A 17437-nucleotide genomic window follows, 5' to 3' on the forward strand; every position below is an offset into this window, starting at 1 on the left:
ATTACGATGTCTGACAACATGATTCAGTGGGACCAGGACGCCGACGGCATTGTCGTCCTGACGATGGACGACCCCAACCAGGGCGCCAACACGATGAACCAGCTGTACAAGGACTCGATGGGTGCCACCGTCGATCGCCTCGAGGCCGAGGTCGACTCCATCACCGGCGTCGTGATCACCTCCGCCAAGAAGACGTTCTTCGCCGGTGGCGACCTGCACACCCTCATCTCCGCTCAGCCCGAGGACGCCCAGCGGGTGTTCGACGAGGTCCAGGAAGTCAAGGCTCAGCTGCGCCGCATCGAGAAGCTCGGTAAGCCGGTCGTGTCCGCCATCAACGGTGCGGCACTCGGCGGCGGACTCGAAATCGCGCTCGCGACGCATCACCGCATCGCGGCCAACGTGTCCGGCGTGCAGATCGGTCTGCCCGAGGTTTCGCTCGGACTGCTCCCCGGCGGCGGCGGTGTCACGCGTGTGACGCGACTGCTCGGCATCCAGACCGCCTTCATGTCCGTCCTCGCACAGGGCACCCGGTTCCGTCCGGAGAAGGCACTCGAGATCGGCCTGATTCACGAATTGGTCGGCAGCGTCGAGGAATTGGTGCCCAGCGCCAAGGCGTGGATCAAGGCCAACCCCGAGGGTGGCGTCGCACCGTGGGACGTCAAGGGCTACAAGATCCCCGGCGGCACGCCGTCGAATCCGAAGCTCGCCCAGATCCTGCCTGCCTTCCCGTCCAACCTGCGCAAGCAGATCAAGGGCGCTCCGATGCCGGCTCCGCGCGCAATTCTCGCGGCGGCCGTCGAAGGTGCGCAGGTCGATTTCGACAATGCATCCACCATCGAGTCGCGGTACTTCACAGAGTTGGTCACCGGCCTGGTGTCCAAGAACATGATTCAGGCGTTCTTCTTCGATCTGCAGGCGATCAACGCCGGCAAGTCTCGCCCCGACGGCATCGAGAAGACCACCTTCACCAATGTCGCGGTTCTCGGCGCAGGCATGATGGGCGCGGGCATCGCCTACGTGTGCGCCAAGGCCGGAATCGACGTGGTGCTCAAGGACGTTGCCCTCGAGTCGGCACAGAAGGGCAAGGCGTACTCCGAGGCCATCGAGGCCAAGGCACTCTCGCGTGGCAAGACCACCCAGGAGAAGTCCGACGCTCTGCTCGCGCGTATCCACCCGACCGCCGACGCCAAGGACGTCGAAGGCGCAGACCTCGTCATCGAGGCCGTCTTCGAGTCGGAAGAGTTGAAGCAGAAGGTGTTCCAGGAGATCGAGGACCTCGTCGATCCGACGGCGCTGCTCGGTTCCAACACCTCGACGTTGCCCATCACGAGCTTGGCTCAGGGCATCAAGCGTCAGGAAGATTTCATCGGAATCCACTTCTTCTCCCCCGTGGACAAGATGCCGCTGGTGGAGATCATTCGCGGCGAGAAGACCTCGGATGCGGCCTTGGCCAAGGCATTCGACTTGGTGCAGCTCATCAAGAAGACTCCGATCGTCGTCAACGACAGTCGCGGCTTCTTCACCTCTCGCGTGATCGGCACGTTCATCAACGAGGCCATCGCGATGTTGGGCGAGGGCGTCGAGCCGTCGACCATCGAGCAGGCCGGTCTGCAGGCCGGCTACCCGGCTGCGCCGCTGCAGCTCTCGGACGAGCTGACGCTCAACCTGATGCAGAAGATCCGCAAGGAAACCTACGACGCCATCAAGGCTGCCGGTGGAACTCCGCCCGAGGACCCGGCCGGCGAGGTCATCGACAAGATGGTCGACGAGTTCGAGCGTCCGTCGAAGGCCAAGGGCGCGGGCTTCTACGAGTACGAGGACGGCAAGCGCGCCGGTCTGTGGCCCGGACTGCGTGATGCCTTCAAGTCGGGCTCGGCGGACATCCCGTTCGAGGACCTCAAGGAACGCATGCTGTTCATCGAGGCCATCGAGACGCAGAAGTGCTTCGACGAAGGTGTACTGAACACCACCGCCGACGCGAACATCGGCTCGATCTTCGGCATCGGCTTCCCCGCGTGGACCGGAGGCGTGCACCAGTACGTCGTCGGCTACCCGGGTGGTCAGGCCGGATTCGTCACTCGTGCAGACGAGTTGGCGAAGAAGTACGGCGAGCGCTTCCAGGTTCCCGCCTCGCTGCGCTGACCCATGTGAACGAAACTTCGTAGCCCACTACGAGGTTTCGCTCACATGCGCGTAGCGCTCAACCGCGATGCGCGATCAACCTCTCGACGCCGTCTGTGAATTGTTGCTTCATCAATTCGCAGGCGGCGTCGATGTCGTTTCGAACGAGAGCATCGATGAGTTCCTCGTGGTTGCGGACTGCTGCCCGTCCCCACTCACGGTCTGTGGCGTACAGGCGGGTGGGTGTGTAGCGGGTGGCGTTGTTGAGGAACCACGCCAGCTTCGCCGATTCGGCCAGTCGATTCAGCACGCGGTGGAACTCGAATTCACAGTTCTCCACGTCCTCAGGCTTGCCGTTCTCGACGGCGATCGACAGCGCTGCGGTGAGCTCGGCCAGCCGGTCGAGCTCGGCCTCGGTGATCTTCGGCGCAGCACGGCGCACCAGCTCGACGGCAATCCGCCCTTGGAGCCAGAAGATGTCGACGATGTCCTCCGGTGTCAGCGGGGACACCCTGTATCCGCGATGCGGGACGAGTTCGACGATGCCCTCACCCCGCAGCGTCAGCAGCGCCTCACGGACCGGAGTGACACTGACACCGAGTTCCGCGGCCGTCTCGTCGAGGCGAATGAAGTCGCCCGGGCTCACTTCCCCGGACATGATGCGGTGCCTGACGTGGCTGGCGACTTCCTCGGACAACTGGGGCCGTCGCCGCAGAGCCGTCCGCTTCTCAACCATTCCGAAAGCCAATCACACGGCGGGCTTCGTGCGTAGGAGTACCTGCGCGACCGGTTCGACGACTCGGGCCGCGATGGGCCCCAGGATGGCCATCAGCAGCACGTACGCAGTCGCCAGAGCGGCCAGCTCGCCTTCCACCGCGCCTGCGGCGACGGCCAGCCCGGCGATGACGATCGAGAACTCACCGCGCGCCACCAACGCCGCACCGGTGCGCAACCGGCCCGGTCGTCCGATTCCCTGACGGCCCGCCGCCCACCAGCCCGTCGCGATCTTCGTGGCCGTGGTGGTGACCGCGAGCACGACGGCCCAGCCCAGCACCGGTGGGATGGTCGCGGGGTCGGTGGCGAGACCGAACACCACGAAGAACATCGCGGCGAAGAGATCGCGGAGGGGTTCGAGCACGCGAGTGGCGTTGTCGGCCGTCGACCCGGAGATCGCGATGCCGAGCAGGAACGCGCCGACGGCAGCGGAAACCTGCAGCTCCGACGCGATGCCGGCCACCAGCAGGGCGGATCCGAGGACCTTGAGCAGGACGACCTCGCGGTCGGGACTGTCGAGTACGGCGGAGACGAATCTGCCGTATCGCAGCGCGACGACGAGCACGAAGGTGACGACGAACAGTGAGATTCCGAGGGCTTCGAGTCCGCCGAGGAAGCTCACCCCGCTCAGGACTGCGGTCAGAATGGGCAGGTAGATGGCCATCGCCAGGTCCTCGAACACCAGGATGGACAGCACGACGGGCGTTTCGCGGTTGCCGAGTCGGCCCAGATCGGTGAGAACCTTGGCGATGATGCCCGACGACGAGATGTACGTGACACCGCCCATCACGAGTGCGCCCACTCCGCCCCAGCCGAGCAGTAGGGCGACCAGGGCACCCGGTGCGAAGTTGAGCACGATGTCGACCAGCCCGGCCATCCACGATCGGCGCAGGCCCGTGACGAGTTCGGTGGCGGTGTATTCGAGCCCGAGTAGGAGCAGCAGCAGAACGACGCCGATTTCGCTCGCAAGTTCACTGAATTCGTCGATACCGCCGAGAGTGACGATTCCGCCGTTGCCGAAAGCCAGGCCGCCGAGCAGATAGAACGGAATGGGGGAGACGCCGATCTTGCCGGCGAGTCGCGCGAGCAGGCCGAGTACGAAGAACACCGCTCCCAGTTCGGTGAGGGCGAGTGCACTCTCGGCCATGGCTCAGCCCCGACTGATCTCAGGCATCGGTGAGCAACTTGGCTGCTGCGTCCAGACCGTCAGCCGTTCCGACGGCGACCAGTAGGTCGCCGGAGACGAGGGTGAAGTCTGGGGTGGGGGAGGGTTGAACCTGGCCTGCGCGCATCACTGCGACGATCGAGACGCCGGTCTTGGTGCGCATCCCGGTATCGCCGAGGGGGCGGCCGTCGTACCGCGAGCCCTCCCTGACGGGGAGCTGGCGAGTGTTGATTCCGGGGAGGTCGCGATGCTCTTCCCCGAGCTGGGCGATGAGTTGCGGCGACCCGAGCAGATTGCCCAGGGCCGCCGCTTCCTCATTGCTCAACGTGATGGACGCCTGCGTCGCATCGGGGTCGTCCTTGCGCGAGACGATCAACTCGTTCGCGCCGTCCTTGCGGGTGATGACGCCTATGCGGCGCCCGGAAGCGAGGGCGAAATCCTTACGCACCCCGATTCCCGGCAGCAGGGTCACTTCGACGTTCATGGCCGAAATGCTAGCCCTGCACGTAGTGCGCTACCTGCAGAATCAGGATGCGACGGCAGCCAGGAGGGCTTCGCGCTGGTTTGCGCCGAGGCCACCGATGCGGCGGGTATCGGCGATGGACAGCTGCTCGAGCAGCTGTGCGGCGCGCACGGAACCAACACCCGGAAGGGCCTTGATCAGGGCGGACACCTTGGTCTTCTTGACGATCTCGTCGTTCTCCGCCTTGGCGAGAACGTCAGCGACGCTGAGTTCGCCGGACTTGACGGAAGCGAGCAGCTTCGACCGCGCAGTGCGTGCCTCGGCCGCCTTGGCCAGCGCCGCGGTGCGCTGTTCCGGTGTCAATACTGGTAAAGCCATGGCCTGTTCTCCTCGATTGTGGTGACCCGTCGCTCGTTGACAGGTCTCGACCCTCTTGCATCGTGCCTGGTGGCTCTCCCAATCTAACCGAACAACACGACTGTCATTCCGGTCGAGCCACCGAACCTTCTCCGCCAGGCTACGTCCTATCCGATTCGGGGTGTGCCCCGACCAGCACTTCGGCCCCCTGTCGGTCCTCGAAGGCCGTCGTGTATCGGGCATGTCCGACGCCTCCCCGAGCGGCTGTCGGGCAGGTATGGGCGACTGCAGTGCGTCCCCGGATCGACGGCCGCGCAGTACCCGAACGGGCGGTTGGATTGTTACTGTGGCTACATGCTGCGCACCGGACAACTGCTGGCCGCACTGGTGACGTCGATTCTTCTCGTCGGCGCGGGGACCGCGACCGCTGCTCCGATCGACGTTCCGTGGTCGCCGGACGACGCGCTCGACTCCGAAGTGAGCTTCGAGTCCGGTGGCATCACCTTCCACGGCAGCCTTCGCACGCCGGTAGGCGATACCCGCGGCGTCGCTCTGGTGCTGCCGGGCAGCGGGCCGACCGATCGCAACGGCAACTCGGGTGATCTGCAGCTGAACACGACCGCGTACGTTGCGGACGAGCTGTCCAGACGCGGGATTGCGAGCCTGCGATTCGACAAGCTCGGTAGCGGCCGGACCGGACTGGCCGGTGTGGATCCCAACAACCCTCCCGGCTTCGACGCGCAGGTCGACAATGCTGCGGACGCACTGGCATTCCTGCAACAGCGGACCGGTGTCGGGGCGGATCGCACGACGGTGATCGGGCACAGCGAGGGCGCGCTGACGGCACTGCGCCTGGCCGATGCCGACAGTGCGGCGATCGCGAATGTCGGTTTGCTCGAGCCGTTGTCGATCCGCTACCTCGACCTGCTGACCGCGCAGGTCGATCGCAACATCGACGAGGCCGTGGCGGCGGGCCAGTTCACCGAGGACCAGGCGGCGTCGTCCCGGAATCGTTTTTCTCAGGCCGTCGCCGATATCCGTGCGGGACGACCGTTGTCCGCCGAGCCCGACCCCATCGTCGACGGTCTCGGACTGCGGCAGAACGCCGTGTTCCTGCGTGAAGCGGATGCCTCGGACCCGGCGAATCTGGCTGCCGCACTTCCGGACTCGTACTCCACGTTCCTGACCTGCTCGGACAAGGACCTCAACGTCTCCTGCGGCCAGGTCGACAACGTCCGAGTGGCCCTGGCGCACACCGATCTCGACTTCGCACACTTCGCCAACAGCTCGCACACGTTGGGCGAGCTCGGCCCGCTACCCGCGGATCCGAACACCGCTCTGGCACCGCTGCCGCTCTCGTGGGAGTTTCGCGATGCGTTCGGCCGATGGGTGGACGGACTGTGACCCGGCGAGTTCGCAGTTACGTCGCCGCCACTGGACAACTGCGATGGGTGCCCAGATCTCGCGGGCTGTACCCGACGGGATAGCCGGGGTAGGTCTTGTTCGACGGGTCGGCGGTGGCCCGCGATTGCGTTCGCTTGGGTAGGAATCGCTCCATCCGTGCTCGGGCACGCAGCGCGCGTACGGCCACTCGCTCGACCGTCGGCGAGCCTGCGGGGAAGCCGAAGGCACCGGCCATCCGGTCGTCCAACAGTGCGAACACTCCCTGCTGCACGGCTGGGCTCAGCGCAGCGGGGTACCAGGAGCAGTACAGGTCGAGGGTGTACGTGCCGATCCGGCGATTGTCCTCGCTGAAGCGGAACGTCCGCTCTTCGTAGTCGAGCTTGAATTGCGCGAACTCGGTGTACGACTCGGGAATGTGCTTGATACCCATTCGCTTTCCCACTTCGGAGTAGAAGTGGAAGGTGGCGAGTCGTTCCTTGGGGTGCAGCCGGCGCCAACCGTAGGTGTCGATCCACTCGATGGGTTCGTAGATGAACGTCGTCAGTACGTAGAGCATGTCGTCGTTGGAGATGTCGTACTGCGCGTGCATCCGGTTGACCATGCGCAGCGACTCCCGACCCCGCTCGGAGTCGTATCCGTGCTCGAGCATCTCGGCCATCAGTAGCGCGGTGTCGTCGTAGCGCTTCTGGGGCCGCTTCTCGAACTCGCCGGTTCGCGCGAGCAATTCCGAGATACTCGGCACGCAGTACGTGCGGAACAACGCGAACTCGAGGGCACGCTGGTAGTCCCACGGGAATTCGTACCCGGCCGTGATGCGGTGGATCGTGTGACAATCTCGCACCGGATCGAGTTCCTCGATGCGCCGCAGCCAACCGAAGCGCCCCTTCTTCGGCGAGATGTCCATTGCTCAGCCCCGTCCGTGACGAAGCCTCAGCGCCAGTACGGAGAGTTTCATGTTGCGCGCCTTGCGCTTCATCGTCAGCAGGTTCACCGGTGCTGCGAAACTCTGCACCGTCAACGACTTGACGGTACTGAACTCGCGCAAGCCGTCGGCCCCGTGGATGCGGCCGAAGCCCGAATCGCCGGTGCCACCGAACGGCAGCGCCGGAACACCGGCGAAGCCGAGAACCGAATTGACCGTCACCACACCGCAATCGAGCTTTTCGGCGGCGCGCCTACCCACTGCGCTGTCCTGGGTGAACACCGACGCTCCCAGTCCGTACTTCGACGCGTTGGCTCGCTCGATGGCCTCGTCCAGATCTCGCACCTTGTTGACCACGACGGTCGGGCCGAAGGTCTCCTCGGTGATGGCCGTGGAATCCTCGGGCACGTCGGTCAGGATCACCGGGTCGATGTACGGCCCGTGCAGCGAATCGAGGCCGCCGACAACGGCTTTGCCGCCCTTGGCCAGGGCGTCCTCGATCTGGCCTCGGACGATCTCGCTCTGCTTGCCCAGGGTCATCGGACCGTAGGACGAGGTCTTCGTTCCGCCGGGCTTCAGCGCCCGGACGGCGGTGGTGAAGTCGGCGACGAAGCGGTCGTACACCGGAGCAGCGACGTAGATGCGTTCGACGCCCGCGCAGGTCTGGCCCGCGTTGCCCATCGCGCCGAACGTCGCGAATTCCACCGCGGCAGCGATGTTCGCATCTGCGTCGACGAGCATCGCGTCCTTGCCGCCGCACTCGGCGACGAGTGGGGTCAGCGACTTCGCGCAGGTGGCCATGACCTTCTTGGCGGTGGCGGTGGACCCGGTGAACGCGATCTTGTCGACGCCGGATTCGACGAGGGCGGTGCCGGTGGATCCGTCGCCCGTGATCGTCTGGAACACCGGGTGCGGAGCGGCCAGTGACTGCCACTTCTCGGCCAACCAGGTACCGACGCCCGGCGTCAGTTCGCTCGGCTTGAACACCACGGTGTTGCCGGCTGCGAGGGCGTACGCGATGGAACCCATCGGTGTGTAGAGCGGGTAGTTCCAGGGGCCGATGACTCCGACGACGCCGAACGGGCGGTAGCCGACGTAGGCCTTCTGGTTCACGGCGAGCAGGCCGGATCCGACCTTGCGTTGCTTCAGCGTCTTCTCGGCGTTGCGTGCCGCCCAATCGATGTGTTCGACGCCGAGCATGACCTCGAGCAGGGAGTCCTCGTCGGGCTTGCCGGTTTCCGCAGCGATGACCGCGGCGAGGCTCGGGGCGTCTCGGGCGATCGCGGACTTGAACTCCAGCAGCCACCGCATGCGGCCCTCGAAGCCCTGCGCGTCCCACCATCGCGCGGCCGATCGGGCGCGAGCGACGGCGACGCCGACCTCTTCGGTGCCCGCGATCGGATACGTGGCGAGTGCGACACCTGTTCTGGGGTCGAGGCTTTCGAAGGTGCTCTCGTTCGTTCGTTCGATCTGGTCCGTCACGGGCTCTATCCTCCAGCAGATCGCATCACATATATTTGATGTGATTCAATGTTGTCCAGGACACACTATGCGTCACTTCGGGTTGCTACAACCCCCGCCGTCCGACCGTGCAGGAGCAAGTGCAGGAGTGGTTCCATGAGCACCGATCTCACTCGCGCCGCATCGCCCGAGCGACCGATTCCGCGTCGGCCGCAGCTGTCCGAGGATGTCGCTGGGAGTATTCGCCAGCGGATCGTCACCGGAGTGCTGCAGCCCGGCTCGTTCGTACGCATCGACGAGGCAGCGGCCGAGCTCGGGGTCAGCGCGACTCCTGTTCGGGAGGCACTCGTCGCGTTGCGAGGTGAGGGGCTGGTTGAGCAGGTGCCCCATCGTGGCTACCGCGTGAACGAGTTGTCGCCGCAGGACGTGGACGACATCTTCTGGCTGCAGGGCACCATCGCCGGCGCACTCGCCGGCCGAGCAGCCGGCAACATCACAGCCGAGCATCTCGGCCGGTTGACTGCGCTCACCGACGGTCTGCGTGCCGCCGTGGCTCGCTCCGATACCGAATCGGTGGAGTACTACGAGTTCGAGTTCCACCGATCCGTCAACAAGATCGCAGGCGGAAGCACACTGGCGTGGTTCCTGCTCGGCGCAGTCAGATACACCCCGCGGGTGTACGCGACCGACAGGCAGTGGGGTGACAACGCCGTGCGCAGCCACGAAGAACTGATCGAGGCCTTCGCGCGAGGCGACGCCGAGGCCGCCGACGACGTGATGCGCCGACAGTTCCGGCAGTGGGACATCGTGTAGGACGACCCACTGCCGGCCGTGCCGGTGACCGTCAGCTCAGGTGATGCGGCTGCGGGTGCGACTTGTGCCCTTCGTCCGAGCCCTCGTTGTCCTGATGGCCGTTCGCCGTTCCCTGCACACCCGTCCCGGCCGGAACCATCGAGATGATCACCGACTTCGAGGTGGGGCAATTGCTCTGCAGCGCAGTCGAATCCAACGGAATCAGCGGATTGGTCTCCGGGTAGTACGCGGCAGCCGATCCACGCGGGGTGTCGTACTCGACGATGCGGAACGACGGAGCGCACCGTTCCACGTCGTCGTCGTCCCACTTGGTGACGAGGTCGACCATGTCGCCGTCGCGGAAGCCGAGCGTGGAGATGTCTTCTCGGTGCAGGAAGATGACGCGTCGGCCGTTCTCGATGCCGCGGTACCGATCGCTGAGCCCGTAGATCGTGGTGTTGAACTGATCGTGGCTGCGCAGCGTCTGCAGGATCAGATGGCCCGGCGGAACCTGCAGCACATCGATCGGCGAGACCGCGAATTCGCCCTTGCCGCTCTTGGTTTCGAACGTCCTGCTGTCGCGAGGGGGATGCGGTAGGACGAAGCCGCCGGGGCGTCGAACATTGACCTCGTACCCCTCGCAACCGGCGACGACGCGCGAGATGTGCTTGCGGATGTTGCGGTAGTCGTCGCGGAAACCCTTCCAGTCGAGACCGTATCGGGTTCCGAGGGTGGCCTCGGCGATGCCGCTGACGATCGCGACCTCCGAGCGCAGGAACTCGCTCGCGGGCTTCAGCGGTCCTCGGGACGAGTGCACCGAGCAGGTGGAGTCCTCGACCGAGATCCACTGCTCACCACTGGCTTGCACGTCCTTCTCGGTGCGGCCCAGGGTGGGCAGAATCAAGGCGGTCTCACCGCAGACGAGGTGAGATCGGTTGATCTTGGTGGAGATCTGCACCGTCATCCGCATCTTGCGGAGCGCCTCGAAGGTGACGTCGCTGTCCGGCGTGGCCTGGACGAAGTTTCCGCCGAGTCCGAGGAAGAAGTGCGCCTTGCCGTCGCGCATGGCCCGGATGGAATCGACGGTGTCCAAACCGTGCTCGCGCGGTGGCTCGAAGTCGAACTCCGCGGCCATCGCGTCGAGGAACTTCACCGGAGGGCGCTCCCAGATGCCCATGGTCCGGTCGCCCTGCACGTTCGAGTGGCCGCGTACCGGGAGCAGGCCTGCTCCTGCCTTGCCGATGTTGCCCTGGGCGAACGCGAGATTGGTGACTTCCTTGATGGTGGCGACGGCATTGCGGTGCTGCGTGAGGCCCATGGCCCAGCAGAAGACCGTCGCCTTGGAGTCGCGCAGCATCTCGGCGGCCTCGGTGATCTGCGCTACCGACAATCCGGTCACCTCGGTGACGAGGTCCCAATCGACCTCGGCGACGTGCGCCTTCCACGCGTCGAAGCCGACGGTGTAGTTGTCGAGGAACTCGTGATCGAGTGCGTCCCACTTCACCAGGAGCGAGCCGAGTGCCTGGAACAGCGCGAGGTCGCCGTTGAGCTTGATCGGCAGGTGGAGATCCGACAGGTCCGTTCCCGGTCCCACCATGCCGCGGGGGGTCTGCGGATTCTTGAAGTTCAGCAGACCCGCTTCGCGAAGGGGGTTGATGGACAGGATCTTTGCGCCGTTCTGCTTCGCCAGCTCGAGGGCCGAGAGCATGCGCGGGTGATTGGTGCCGGGATTCTGGCCGGCCAGGATGATCAGTTCGGCGTTGTGGACGTCGTCGAGTGTGACACTGGCCTTGCCGATGCCGATGGATTCCTGCAGTGCGATGGACGTCGACTCGTGACACATGTTGGAACAGTCGGGCATGTTGTTGGTGCCGAACGACCGCGCGAACAGTTGGTACGTGAACGCGGACTCGTTGGAGGCGCGGCCCGACGTGTAGAAGATGGCCTCGTCGGGACTGGCGAGAGACTTCAGCTCGTCGCCGATCAGGCGGAACGCGTCGTCCCACTCGATGGGCTCGTAGTGGCTGCCGCCGGGCAGCTTGATCATCGGATGCGTGATGCGGCCCTGCTGGCCGAGCCAGTGCTCGGTATGTCCGTCGAGCTCGGCAATGCTGTGCTGCGCGAAGAACTCCGGGGTCGCTCGCGTGGTCGTCGCCTCCTCGGCCACGGCCTTCGCGCCGTTCTCGCAGAATTCCGCCGCGTGCCGGTGGCCCGGATCCGGATCGGGCCAGGCGCAACTCATGCAGTCGAAGCCCTCGGCCTGATTCAGTTTGAGAAGTGTCTGAGCGGTGCGCTTCGGGCCCATGTGCCCGAGTGCTCGCTTCATGGACACGGCAACGGCGACGGGGCCTGCCGCGTGGGTCTTCGGCTTCTCGATATCGAGCTCGGCCTCGTCGACGTCGCTGTCGGTGCGTCTCATGCGGGTCCCTTCGTTGCGTTACCCCCGCACTCGACCATAGCCGTTGGCTCAGCCGGCGAGGAGCTTGGTCACCAGATCCACGTACTGCTGCTTCGCCGAATCCTGGCTCGTACCTTCGAGCTTCGCCCAGGCATCGAACTTCGCACGGTTCACCATGTCCAGCCGCCCCGGCCGCTTACCCGAGACATCACCGATCGAACCCTGCTTGTAGAGCGAGTACAGGCTCAGTAGATCGTCGTTGCTCGGCTTGGACGTGAGTTTCTTGACGTCAACCTGCGCATCGGCGAACGACTGGTCGAGATCGGACATGAAAACTCCTTCTGGTCGAGGTGGTGTCATCCTTGCACGGAGGCTGTGGAAATCAGCCGAATGCAGTGCGCCACGAGAGCGTCACGGCTGACGGTCACGGTGCCGTCGAGGTAGCCGATGAACAGAGCGGTCAGTGCGCCGACCGTTCCGACGGCGATCAGCTGTCGGTCTTCGGTGTCGGGAAGTTGTGTGTGGACCAGTTCGACGAAACCGGGCAGCAGGTCGAGACCGCGGCGGCTCAGCGCCGGTTCGGCCAACGGCGCAATGAGTAGTACCCGCCCCGTTCGCGGTTCGTCGATGATGAGTTCGACGAATGCTCGGACCGGCGCGTCGATGGTGTCCTCGGGGGTGGCCGCCGCACTGACGGCGTCGAGCAGAGCGTTTCGAGCCCTGGTGCCCACCCACTGATACACGGCGCGGACGAACGAATCCCGGTCGGTGAAGCTCTCGTAGAAGTAGCGCTCGGTCAGTCCGGCGGTACGGCAGACGGCGCGCACGTTGACAGCAGGCCCGTCCGGGGAGCCGAGGAGCTCGACCCCGGCTGCGAGCAATGCGTCGTACCGCTTGGTTCTGCGCTCCTCCAGCTGTTGACTACGCATGTTGTCAACTCTAGTCTGACAACATGCGTAGTCAGAGTGATCGTCCGGTCCCGCTCGGTCCCGACTCGCTCACCTGGAAGTACTTCGGCGACTGGCGTGGGATGCTGCAGGGCGTCTGGGCAGGGTCGATGCAGAACATGCACCCGGGGCTCGGGGCCGGGGTGGAGCAGCATTCGACGTTCTTCGACGAGCGCTGGCAGCGCCTGTATCGATCGTTGTACCCCATCGGCGGGGTCGTGTTCGACGGCGATCGTGCCGAGGAGACCGCACTGCAGGTCCGCGGCTACCACACGAACATCAAAGGAATCGACGCCAAGGGGCGCAAGTACCACGCACTCGATCCCGACACGTTCTACTGGGCGCACGCCACCTTCTTCATGGGCACGGTGCTCACCGCCGACCACTTCATGGGCGGACTGACAGAGGTGCAGAAGGTGCAGCTGTTCGACGAGCACGTGCAGTGGTACCGCCTCTACGGCATGAGCATGCGGTCGGTACCCGCCACCTGGCCCGAGTTCCAGCAGTACTGGAACCACATGTGCAGCACCGTGTTGGAGGACAACATGGCCGCGCGTGGGGTGTTGGACCTGTCGACACTGGGGCCACCGCCGTACGCATCCTGGCTACCCGAGCCGATCTGGGCCGTGTTCCGTCGTCCGGTGGCGAGGCTGTTCGTCTGGATCACCGTCGGGCTCTACGACGAGCCGGTACGCACACTTCTCGGCTACAGCTGGTCGGACCGGGACGCAAAGCGTTTCGCGCTGTTCGGCAAGGCGGTGAACCTCGTGTTCGGGGTGGTGCCGCCGCGTCGTCGCCTGCACCCGCGGGGCCGCGCCGGTTGGGATCGCGCCACGGGGAGAATCCCTTCGACGACACCGCTCGTCCACACCCCGGCCCGAAATCTGCCGCCCGTGGAGCGACGATCGGACCCTTCGCATTACAGCCCGAAGGTGTAGATCGGCGCGCTCGGGGTACCACGCGGGTATGCATACCGTCAGAACCGGAACCGGAACCCCGATCGTCCTCGTCCACGGGCTCGGGTCCTCGCACCGAAACTGGGACCCGATCGTTCCTGCCCTCGCCAAGCATCGAGAGGTCATCGCCCTCGACCTGCCCGGCTTCGGGCAGACTCCGCCTTTGGCAGAGGTCTCCATCGCGACGTTGACCGACGCCCTGAGAGAATTCCTCGACAACGAGGGACTGGCCGACGCCGACCTCGTCGGTAGCTCCATGGGCGCTCGGATGGTCGTCGAACTGGCCCGCCGCGGTCATCGGGGGTCGATGGTGGCGCTCGATCCCGGCGGATTCTGGAACGACCGTCAGGTCAAGATCTTCGGAGCAACCATCACCGCGTCGTTGGCGCTGATGAAGAACGTGCAGCCGCTGGTGCCGTTCCTGGCCGGCAACCCCGTCACCAGAACGGCTGCGCTGGCTCAGTTCTCGGCTGCTCCCTGGAAGCTGCCGAGTGAATTGGTCGAGCGGGAGCTGAAGGGCTTCTCCTCCAAGACGTCACCGTCGCTCGACGCTGCGCGCAAGGCCCTGATTCACGGGCCGAAGCAGTTGGGTGCCACGAAAGGCTCACTGCAGGGTTCACTGCTCATCGGCTGGGGTCGCCAGGACAAGGTGACGACGCCCAGCCAGGCAAAGGTGGCGCTGGAGCGATTCCCCGACGCCACCCTGCACTGGTTCGACAAATGCGGACACTTCCCGCACTGGGATCAGCCGACCGAGACGGCCCGGGTCATCCTGCGGGCGACAGGTCGCTAGCGCTCACATGCGTCAGCCGTTCCACCAGGGCCGTAGCGGGACGCCTGCTTCGCCCTTCGGTCCGAGCTTGACCGCCAGAACCTGGTGCAGCTGAACGACATTGCGCTCGAAGCCCAGGCGGGATCCGGCCATGTACAGGCCCCACACTCGGGCTGTTCCCTCACCGGCCTCTGCGACGCAGGCATCCCAGTTGTCGACGAGGTTCCGGCACCATCCGGCGAGGGTCAGGGCATAGTGCTCGCGCAGATTCTCCTCGTGGCGAACCTCGAGTCCGACGTCCTGGATCTCGGTGATGATGCGGCCCGAGCCGGTGAGCTCCCCGTCGGGGAAGACATACCGGTCGATGAAGCTGCCGGCCTTGGCATGGGCGCGGTTGTCCGGCCGGGTGATCGAGTGATTGAGCAGCCGACCGCCGTCACGCAGCTTGGACTGGATGAAGGTGAAGTACGACGGATAGTTCTGCACGCCGATGTGCTCGGTCAGTCCGATCGACGAGATAGCGTCGAAGTTGGTCTCGGGTACGTCGCGGTAATCGGAGAAGCGCACCTCGGCGAGGTCGGAAAGTCCTTCGTCGGCAATGGCTTTCTGCGCCCACGACGCCTGCTCCTGGGAGAGCGTCACGCCGATGACTCGGACGCCTCTGCGCGCGGCGTAGCGCACCATCGAGCCCCACCCGCAGCCGATGTCCAGCAGGCGATCACCCGGTTGCAGGCCGAGCTTGTCGAACACCAGGCGGTACTTGTTCTCCTGTGCAGCCTCGAGAGAGTGGTCCGCGCTCTCGAACGCCGCGCAGGTGTACGTCATCGAGGGGCCGAGCACCTGCTCGTAGAAGGCGTTGGACACGTCGTAGTGGTGATGGATCGCTTCGGCGTCGCGAGTCTTGGAGTGACGCAGACCCTCTGCGATACGACGCCACCGCGGAATCGCCTCCTGGGGCGGGGGAGCGATGGGCCGCAACACATCCCAGCCGAGCGAACGCGCGATCGACGTCAGTGTCATCGCCGACGGTCGACGGAAATGCAGCTCGTCGCCCATCAGCGCGAGCAACTCGTACGGGTCGCCGGGATGAACGCCGGTGGCTTCCAGGTCGCCCGAGACGTAGGCACGCGCCATGCCGAGGTCTCCGGGAGCAGTTGCGAGATAGGTGGTTCCGCGTGGACTCTTGAGGTTGAGGCCGATCTTCGCGTCCTCGGGTCCTGCGGTGCTGCCGTCGTATGCGGTGAAACGCAATGGGATGTTGCCGTCGGAGATCAGTTCGAGAATCTCGGAGATCTTGAGCTTCTGGGCACCGTTCACCGTGCGATTGCCGGAGTCCTTGAACGTCGTCATTTGCGTTGCACCGCCTTCGAGTACAAATCCAACAATCGGGATTCGGGATCGTATTTCTTTTTCAGTTCTTCGTATCTGTCGCCGCCGTACAGCACAGCGAATTCATCCTCGGTGTAGTAAGCGTCCGAGTACAGCGATTTATGCCCGTCGAAGTCGGTCACTTTCTTCTCGATGGCGCGGTTCGCGGCACCCTCGGGTTCGCCGGCAACGATCGGTACCGAGGACCAGAAGCCGATGTTGACGTAGGTGCGCTTCGGTTCGAGTGGGTACAGCGGCCACGGCCGGGCCGGATTGGCGCCGAGGGCCGCCGGCTCGCGAAGACGCAACGGGCACAACCACAACGGCTCGATCGGAATGTTGTCGAGGAACCACGTCACGAAGCCGGCGGTGTGTTCGATCGGAACCTCGACGTCCTGCACGACGCGTTCGCGCGGCGGCTTTCCCTTGCGCTTCTCGAGTCGGTCGGCAATGTCGTACTTGCGATCCAGGCCGATCAGTTTCCAGTAGAAACTACTGCGTCGATACTTACGCGGCCAGAAGCGTCGAATTGTCGGGTTCTGGGTTCCGAATGCGCGGGAGCACCAGAACCAATCGGTGTCCCAGCGCCACAGGTAGTCGTGAATGGTCAGCCGGTCGGTCTTCGGTGTGTCCGAATCGTGTTGGATCGAACGGTAGAAGATGTCGGCACCGGTGTAGTCGCTCACCGGCCCGGGTTCGTCGGTCTGAACGCCGAGCGTGAGGTAACTTTCGTCGGCGCTGAAGACCACGCCGTCGAGGTATTGGACCTCGATGCCGTCGTACTCGCGGTGGGTGACGATGGTGTCCATCGTCGACTGAAGGGTCTCGAGGTCGTGGAATCGTAGGTGGCGCAACGCGACATACGGCAGCACGGTCTCGAGCTGGATCTTCAGCCGAGTCGAGTAGCCGAGGGTGCCGTAGGAATTGGGGAAGCCCCAGTACAGATCTGTGTGTTCGCCCTCTGGCGTTGCGGTGACGATCTCGCCGCTGCCGGTGAGGACGTCGATCTCGAGTACCGACTCGTGCGGGAGACCGCTGCGGAACGACGTCGACTCGATGCCGAGGCCGGTGACGGCACCACCGAGGGTGATCGTTTTGAGCTGCGGAACGACGAGGGGCGCGAGGCCGTAGGGAAGCGTCGCGTCGACCAGGTCCTCGTACGTGCACATGCCGGCGACATCGGCTGTGCGCGAGACGGGATCGACGGTGATGACCTTGCTCAGTCCCGACACGTCGAGCCCAGGCGTGGTGGTGGTCGTCCGGGCCCGGAACAGGTTGGACGTCTTCTTCGCCAGACGCACCGTCGCAGCGGCCGGAATTGCGCGATAGCTGCGAAGCAACTGCTCGACACCCGACCGGTGCGCTGCGTAACCGCTCTCCCTCGGTTCTGGCCGTCGTCCGAGAAGAGCATGATAGTGCCCCATGGGGTGGTGTAATTCGGATCGGTGAACCATCCGGTTCATGATCAACGAGTTGTGTTGTATGTTAGGCGCTTTCGAGCTGAGGTGTCAACGACTCAGCGGTCGTGTCGGTTGAT

At 64.8% G+C, this 17437-nt stretch carries 16 protein-coding genes; 5 read left to right on the forward strand and 11 right to left on the reverse strand.

Annotated features, from left to right (window positions below; all coding sequences use genetic code 11):
* Positions 1-6 precede the first annotated feature (6 nt).
* Positions 7-2142: a 3-hydroxyacyl-CoA dehydrogenase NAD-binding domain-containing protein gene (locus MTX34_RS24950; RefSeq protein ID WP_243611153.1), complete on the forward strand. Its 2136-nt coding sequence runs from the start codon at positions 7-9 to the stop codon at positions 2140-2142.
* 58 nt (positions 2143-2200) lie between these two features.
* On the opposite strand, the gene MTX34_RS24955 is transcribed toward MTX34_RS24950, so the two are convergent.
* The 4 genes from MTX34_RS24955 to mihF are packed head-to-tail and all read right to left on the reverse strand — an operon-like array spanning position 2201 to position 4901.
* Entirely contained in the window at positions 2201-2857 is a 657-nt protein-coding gene (locus MTX34_RS24955; RefSeq protein WP_243611154.1) for a GntR family transcriptional regulator, read from the reverse strand.
* A 12-nt stretch (positions 2858-2869) separates the two neighbouring features.
* Positions 2870-4042 carry a cation:proton antiporter gene (locus MTX34_RS24960; protein ID WP_243594251.1) on the reverse strand — a complete coding sequence of 391 codons (1173 nt, stop codon included), beginning with the start codon at positions 4040-4042 and terminating at the stop codon, positions 2870-2872.
* 19 nt (positions 4043-4061) lie between these two features.
* Entirely contained in the window at positions 4062-4544 is a 483-nt protein-coding gene (locus MTX34_RS24965) for a cation:proton antiporter regulatory subunit (RefSeq protein WP_243594250.1), read from the reverse strand.
* A 42-nt stretch (positions 4545-4586) separates the two neighbouring features.
* Positions 4587-4901, reverse strand: a complete 315-nt coding sequence (gene mihF, locus MTX34_RS24970) for an integration host factor, actinobacterial type (protein ID WP_008712632.1) — start codon at positions 4899-4901, stop codon at positions 4587-4589.
* Positions 4902-5234: 333 nt separating this feature from the next.
* Between mihF and MTX34_RS24975 the strand changes: the two genes are divergently transcribed.
* Positions 5235-6284: an alpha/beta hydrolase gene (locus tag MTX34_RS24975; RefSeq protein WP_243611155.1), complete on the forward strand. Its 1050-nt coding sequence runs from the start codon at positions 5235-5237 to the stop codon at positions 6282-6284.
* Between the two features lie 16 nt (positions 6285-6300).
* Here MTX34_RS24975 and MTX34_RS24980 read toward each other — a convergent pair whose 3' ends face one another.
* Both MTX34_RS24980 and MTX34_RS24985 read right to left on the reverse strand, forming a co-directional pair.
* Positions 6301-7188: an oxygenase MpaB family protein gene (locus tag MTX34_RS24980; RefSeq protein ID WP_243611156.1), complete on the reverse strand. Its 888-nt coding sequence runs from the start codon at positions 7186-7188 to the stop codon at positions 6301-6303.
* A gap of 3 nt (positions 7189-7191) precedes the next feature.
* Entirely contained in the window at positions 7192-8688 is a 1497-nt protein-coding gene (locus MTX34_RS24985) for an aldehyde dehydrogenase family protein (protein WP_243611157.1), read from the reverse strand.
* Positions 8689-8823: 135 nt separating this feature from the next.
* On the opposite strand from MTX34_RS24985, the gene MTX34_RS24990 reads away from it, so the two are divergent.
* On the forward strand, positions 8824-9480 hold the full coding sequence (locus MTX34_RS24990; RefSeq protein ID WP_243611158.1) for a GntR family transcriptional regulator: 657 nt from the start codon (positions 8824-8826) through the stop codon (positions 9478-9480).
* A 31-nt stretch (positions 9481-9511) separates the two neighbouring features.
* Here MTX34_RS24990 and MTX34_RS24995 read toward each other — a convergent pair whose 3' ends face one another.
* From MTX34_RS24995 to MTX34_RS25005, 3 genes are read right to left on the reverse strand one after another with little or no spacing between them, the layout of a single operon-like run.
* Positions 9512-11878, reverse strand: coding sequence for an FdhF/YdeP family oxidoreductase (locus MTX34_RS24995; RefSeq protein WP_243594245.1), 2367 nt, complete (start codon positions 11876-11878; stop codon positions 9512-9514).
* A gap of 48 nt (positions 11879-11926) precedes the next feature.
* Positions 11927-12187 (reverse strand): acyl-CoA-binding protein, encoded by a 261-nt coding sequence (locus MTX34_RS25000; RefSeq protein WP_008712642.1) that lies wholly within the window; start codon positions 12185-12187, stop codon positions 11927-11929.
* 26 nt (positions 12188-12213) lie between these two features.
* Positions 12214-12786: a TetR/AcrR family transcriptional regulator gene (locus tag MTX34_RS25005; protein ID WP_243594244.1), complete on the reverse strand. Its 573-nt coding sequence runs from the start codon at positions 12784-12786 to the stop codon at positions 12214-12216.
* A 23-nt stretch (positions 12787-12809) separates the two neighbouring features.
* Here MTX34_RS25005 and MTX34_RS25010 point away from each other — a divergent pair, with 23 nt between their 5' ends.
* Positions 12810-13742 (forward strand): oxygenase MpaB family protein, encoded by a 933-nt coding sequence (locus MTX34_RS25010; RefSeq protein WP_243594243.1) that lies wholly within the window; start codon positions 12810-12812, stop codon positions 13740-13742.
* Between the two features lie 28 nt (positions 13743-13770).
* A complete protein-coding gene (locus MTX34_RS25015) occupies positions 13771-14553 on the forward strand; it encodes an alpha/beta fold hydrolase (RefSeq protein ID WP_243594242.1) in 783 nt (260 codons plus the stop codon).
* Between the two features lie 12 nt (positions 14554-14565).
* Here the strand turns inward: MTX34_RS25015 and MTX34_RS25020 are convergent, their stop codons facing one another.
* Entirely contained in the window at positions 14566-15882 is a 1317-nt protein-coding gene (locus MTX34_RS25020; protein ID WP_243594241.1) for a class I SAM-dependent methyltransferase, read from the reverse strand.
* Entirely contained in the window at positions 15879-17324 is a 1446-nt protein-coding gene (locus MTX34_RS25025; protein ID WP_243611159.1) for an FAD-binding oxidoreductase, read from the reverse strand. The genes MTX34_RS25020 and MTX34_RS25025 overlap by 4 nt, the downstream gene beginning before the upstream one ends.
* Between the last annotated feature and the right edge of the window lie 113 nt (positions 17325-17437).

Origin of the sequence: Rhodococcus sp. ARC_M5, from assembly GCF_022810405.1 — a bacterium.
GTDB lineage: Bacteria > Actinomycetota > Actinomycetes > Mycobacteriales > Mycobacteriaceae > Rhodococcoides > Rhodococcoides navarretei.

Excerpts from the sequence above, each read along its gene's own strand:
- MTX34_RS24950 (WP_243611153.1), top strand. The coding sequence starts at position 7 with ATGTCTGACAACATGATTCAGTGGGACCAGGACGCCGACGGCATTGTC.
- MTX34_RS24955 (WP_243611154.1), bottom strand. The coding sequence starts at position 2,857 with ATGGTTGAGAAGCGGACGGCTCTGCGGCGACGGCCCCAGTTGTCCGAG.
- MTX34_RS24960 (WP_243594251.1), bottom strand. The coding sequence starts at position 4,042 with ATGGCCGAGAGTGCACTCGCCCTCACCGAACTGGGAGCGGTGTTCTTC.
- MTX34_RS24965 (WP_243594250.1), bottom strand. The coding sequence starts at position 4,544 with ATGAACGTCGAAGTGACCCTGCTGCCGGGAATCGGGGTGCGTAAGGAT.
- mihF (WP_008712632.1), bottom strand. The coding sequence starts at position 4,901 with ATGGCTTTACCAGTATTGACACCGGAACAGCGCACCGCGGCGCTGGCC.
- MTX34_RS24975 (WP_243611155.1), top strand. The coding sequence starts at position 5,235 with ATGCTGCGCACCGGACAACTGCTGGCCGCACTGGTGACGTCGATTCTT.
- MTX34_RS24980 (WP_243611156.1), bottom strand. The coding sequence starts at position 7,188 with ATGGACATCTCGCCGAAGAAGGGGCGCTTCGGTTGGCTGCGGCGCATC.
- MTX34_RS24990 (WP_243611158.1), top strand. The coding sequence starts at position 8,824 with ATGAGCACCGATCTCACTCGCGCCGCATCGCCCGAGCGACCGATTCCG.
- MTX34_RS24995 (WP_243594245.1), bottom strand. The coding sequence starts at position 11,878 with ATGAGACGCACCGACAGCGACGTCGACGAGGCCGAGCTCGATATCGAG.
- MTX34_RS25000 (WP_008712642.1), bottom strand. The coding sequence starts at position 12,187 with ATGTCCGATCTCGACCAGTCGTTCGCCGATGCGCAGGTTGACGTCAAG.
- MTX34_RS25005 (WP_243594244.1), bottom strand. The coding sequence starts at position 12,786 with ATGCGTAGTCAACAGCTGGAGGAGCGCAGAACCAAGCGGTACGACGCA.
- MTX34_RS25010 (WP_243594243.1), top strand. The coding sequence starts at position 12,810 with ATGCGTAGTCAGAGTGATCGTCCGGTCCCGCTCGGTCCCGACTCGCTC.
- MTX34_RS25015 (WP_243594242.1), top strand. The coding sequence starts at position 13,771 with ATGCATACCGTCAGAACCGGAACCGGAACCCCGATCGTCCTCGTCCAC.
- MTX34_RS25020 (WP_243594241.1), bottom strand. The coding sequence starts at position 15,882 with ATGACGACGTTCAAGGACTCCGGCAATCGCACGGTGAACGGTGCCCAG.
- MTX34_RS25025 (WP_243611159.1), bottom strand. The coding sequence starts at position 17,324 with ATGGGGCACTATCATGCTCTTCTCGGACGACGGCCAGAACCGAGGGAG.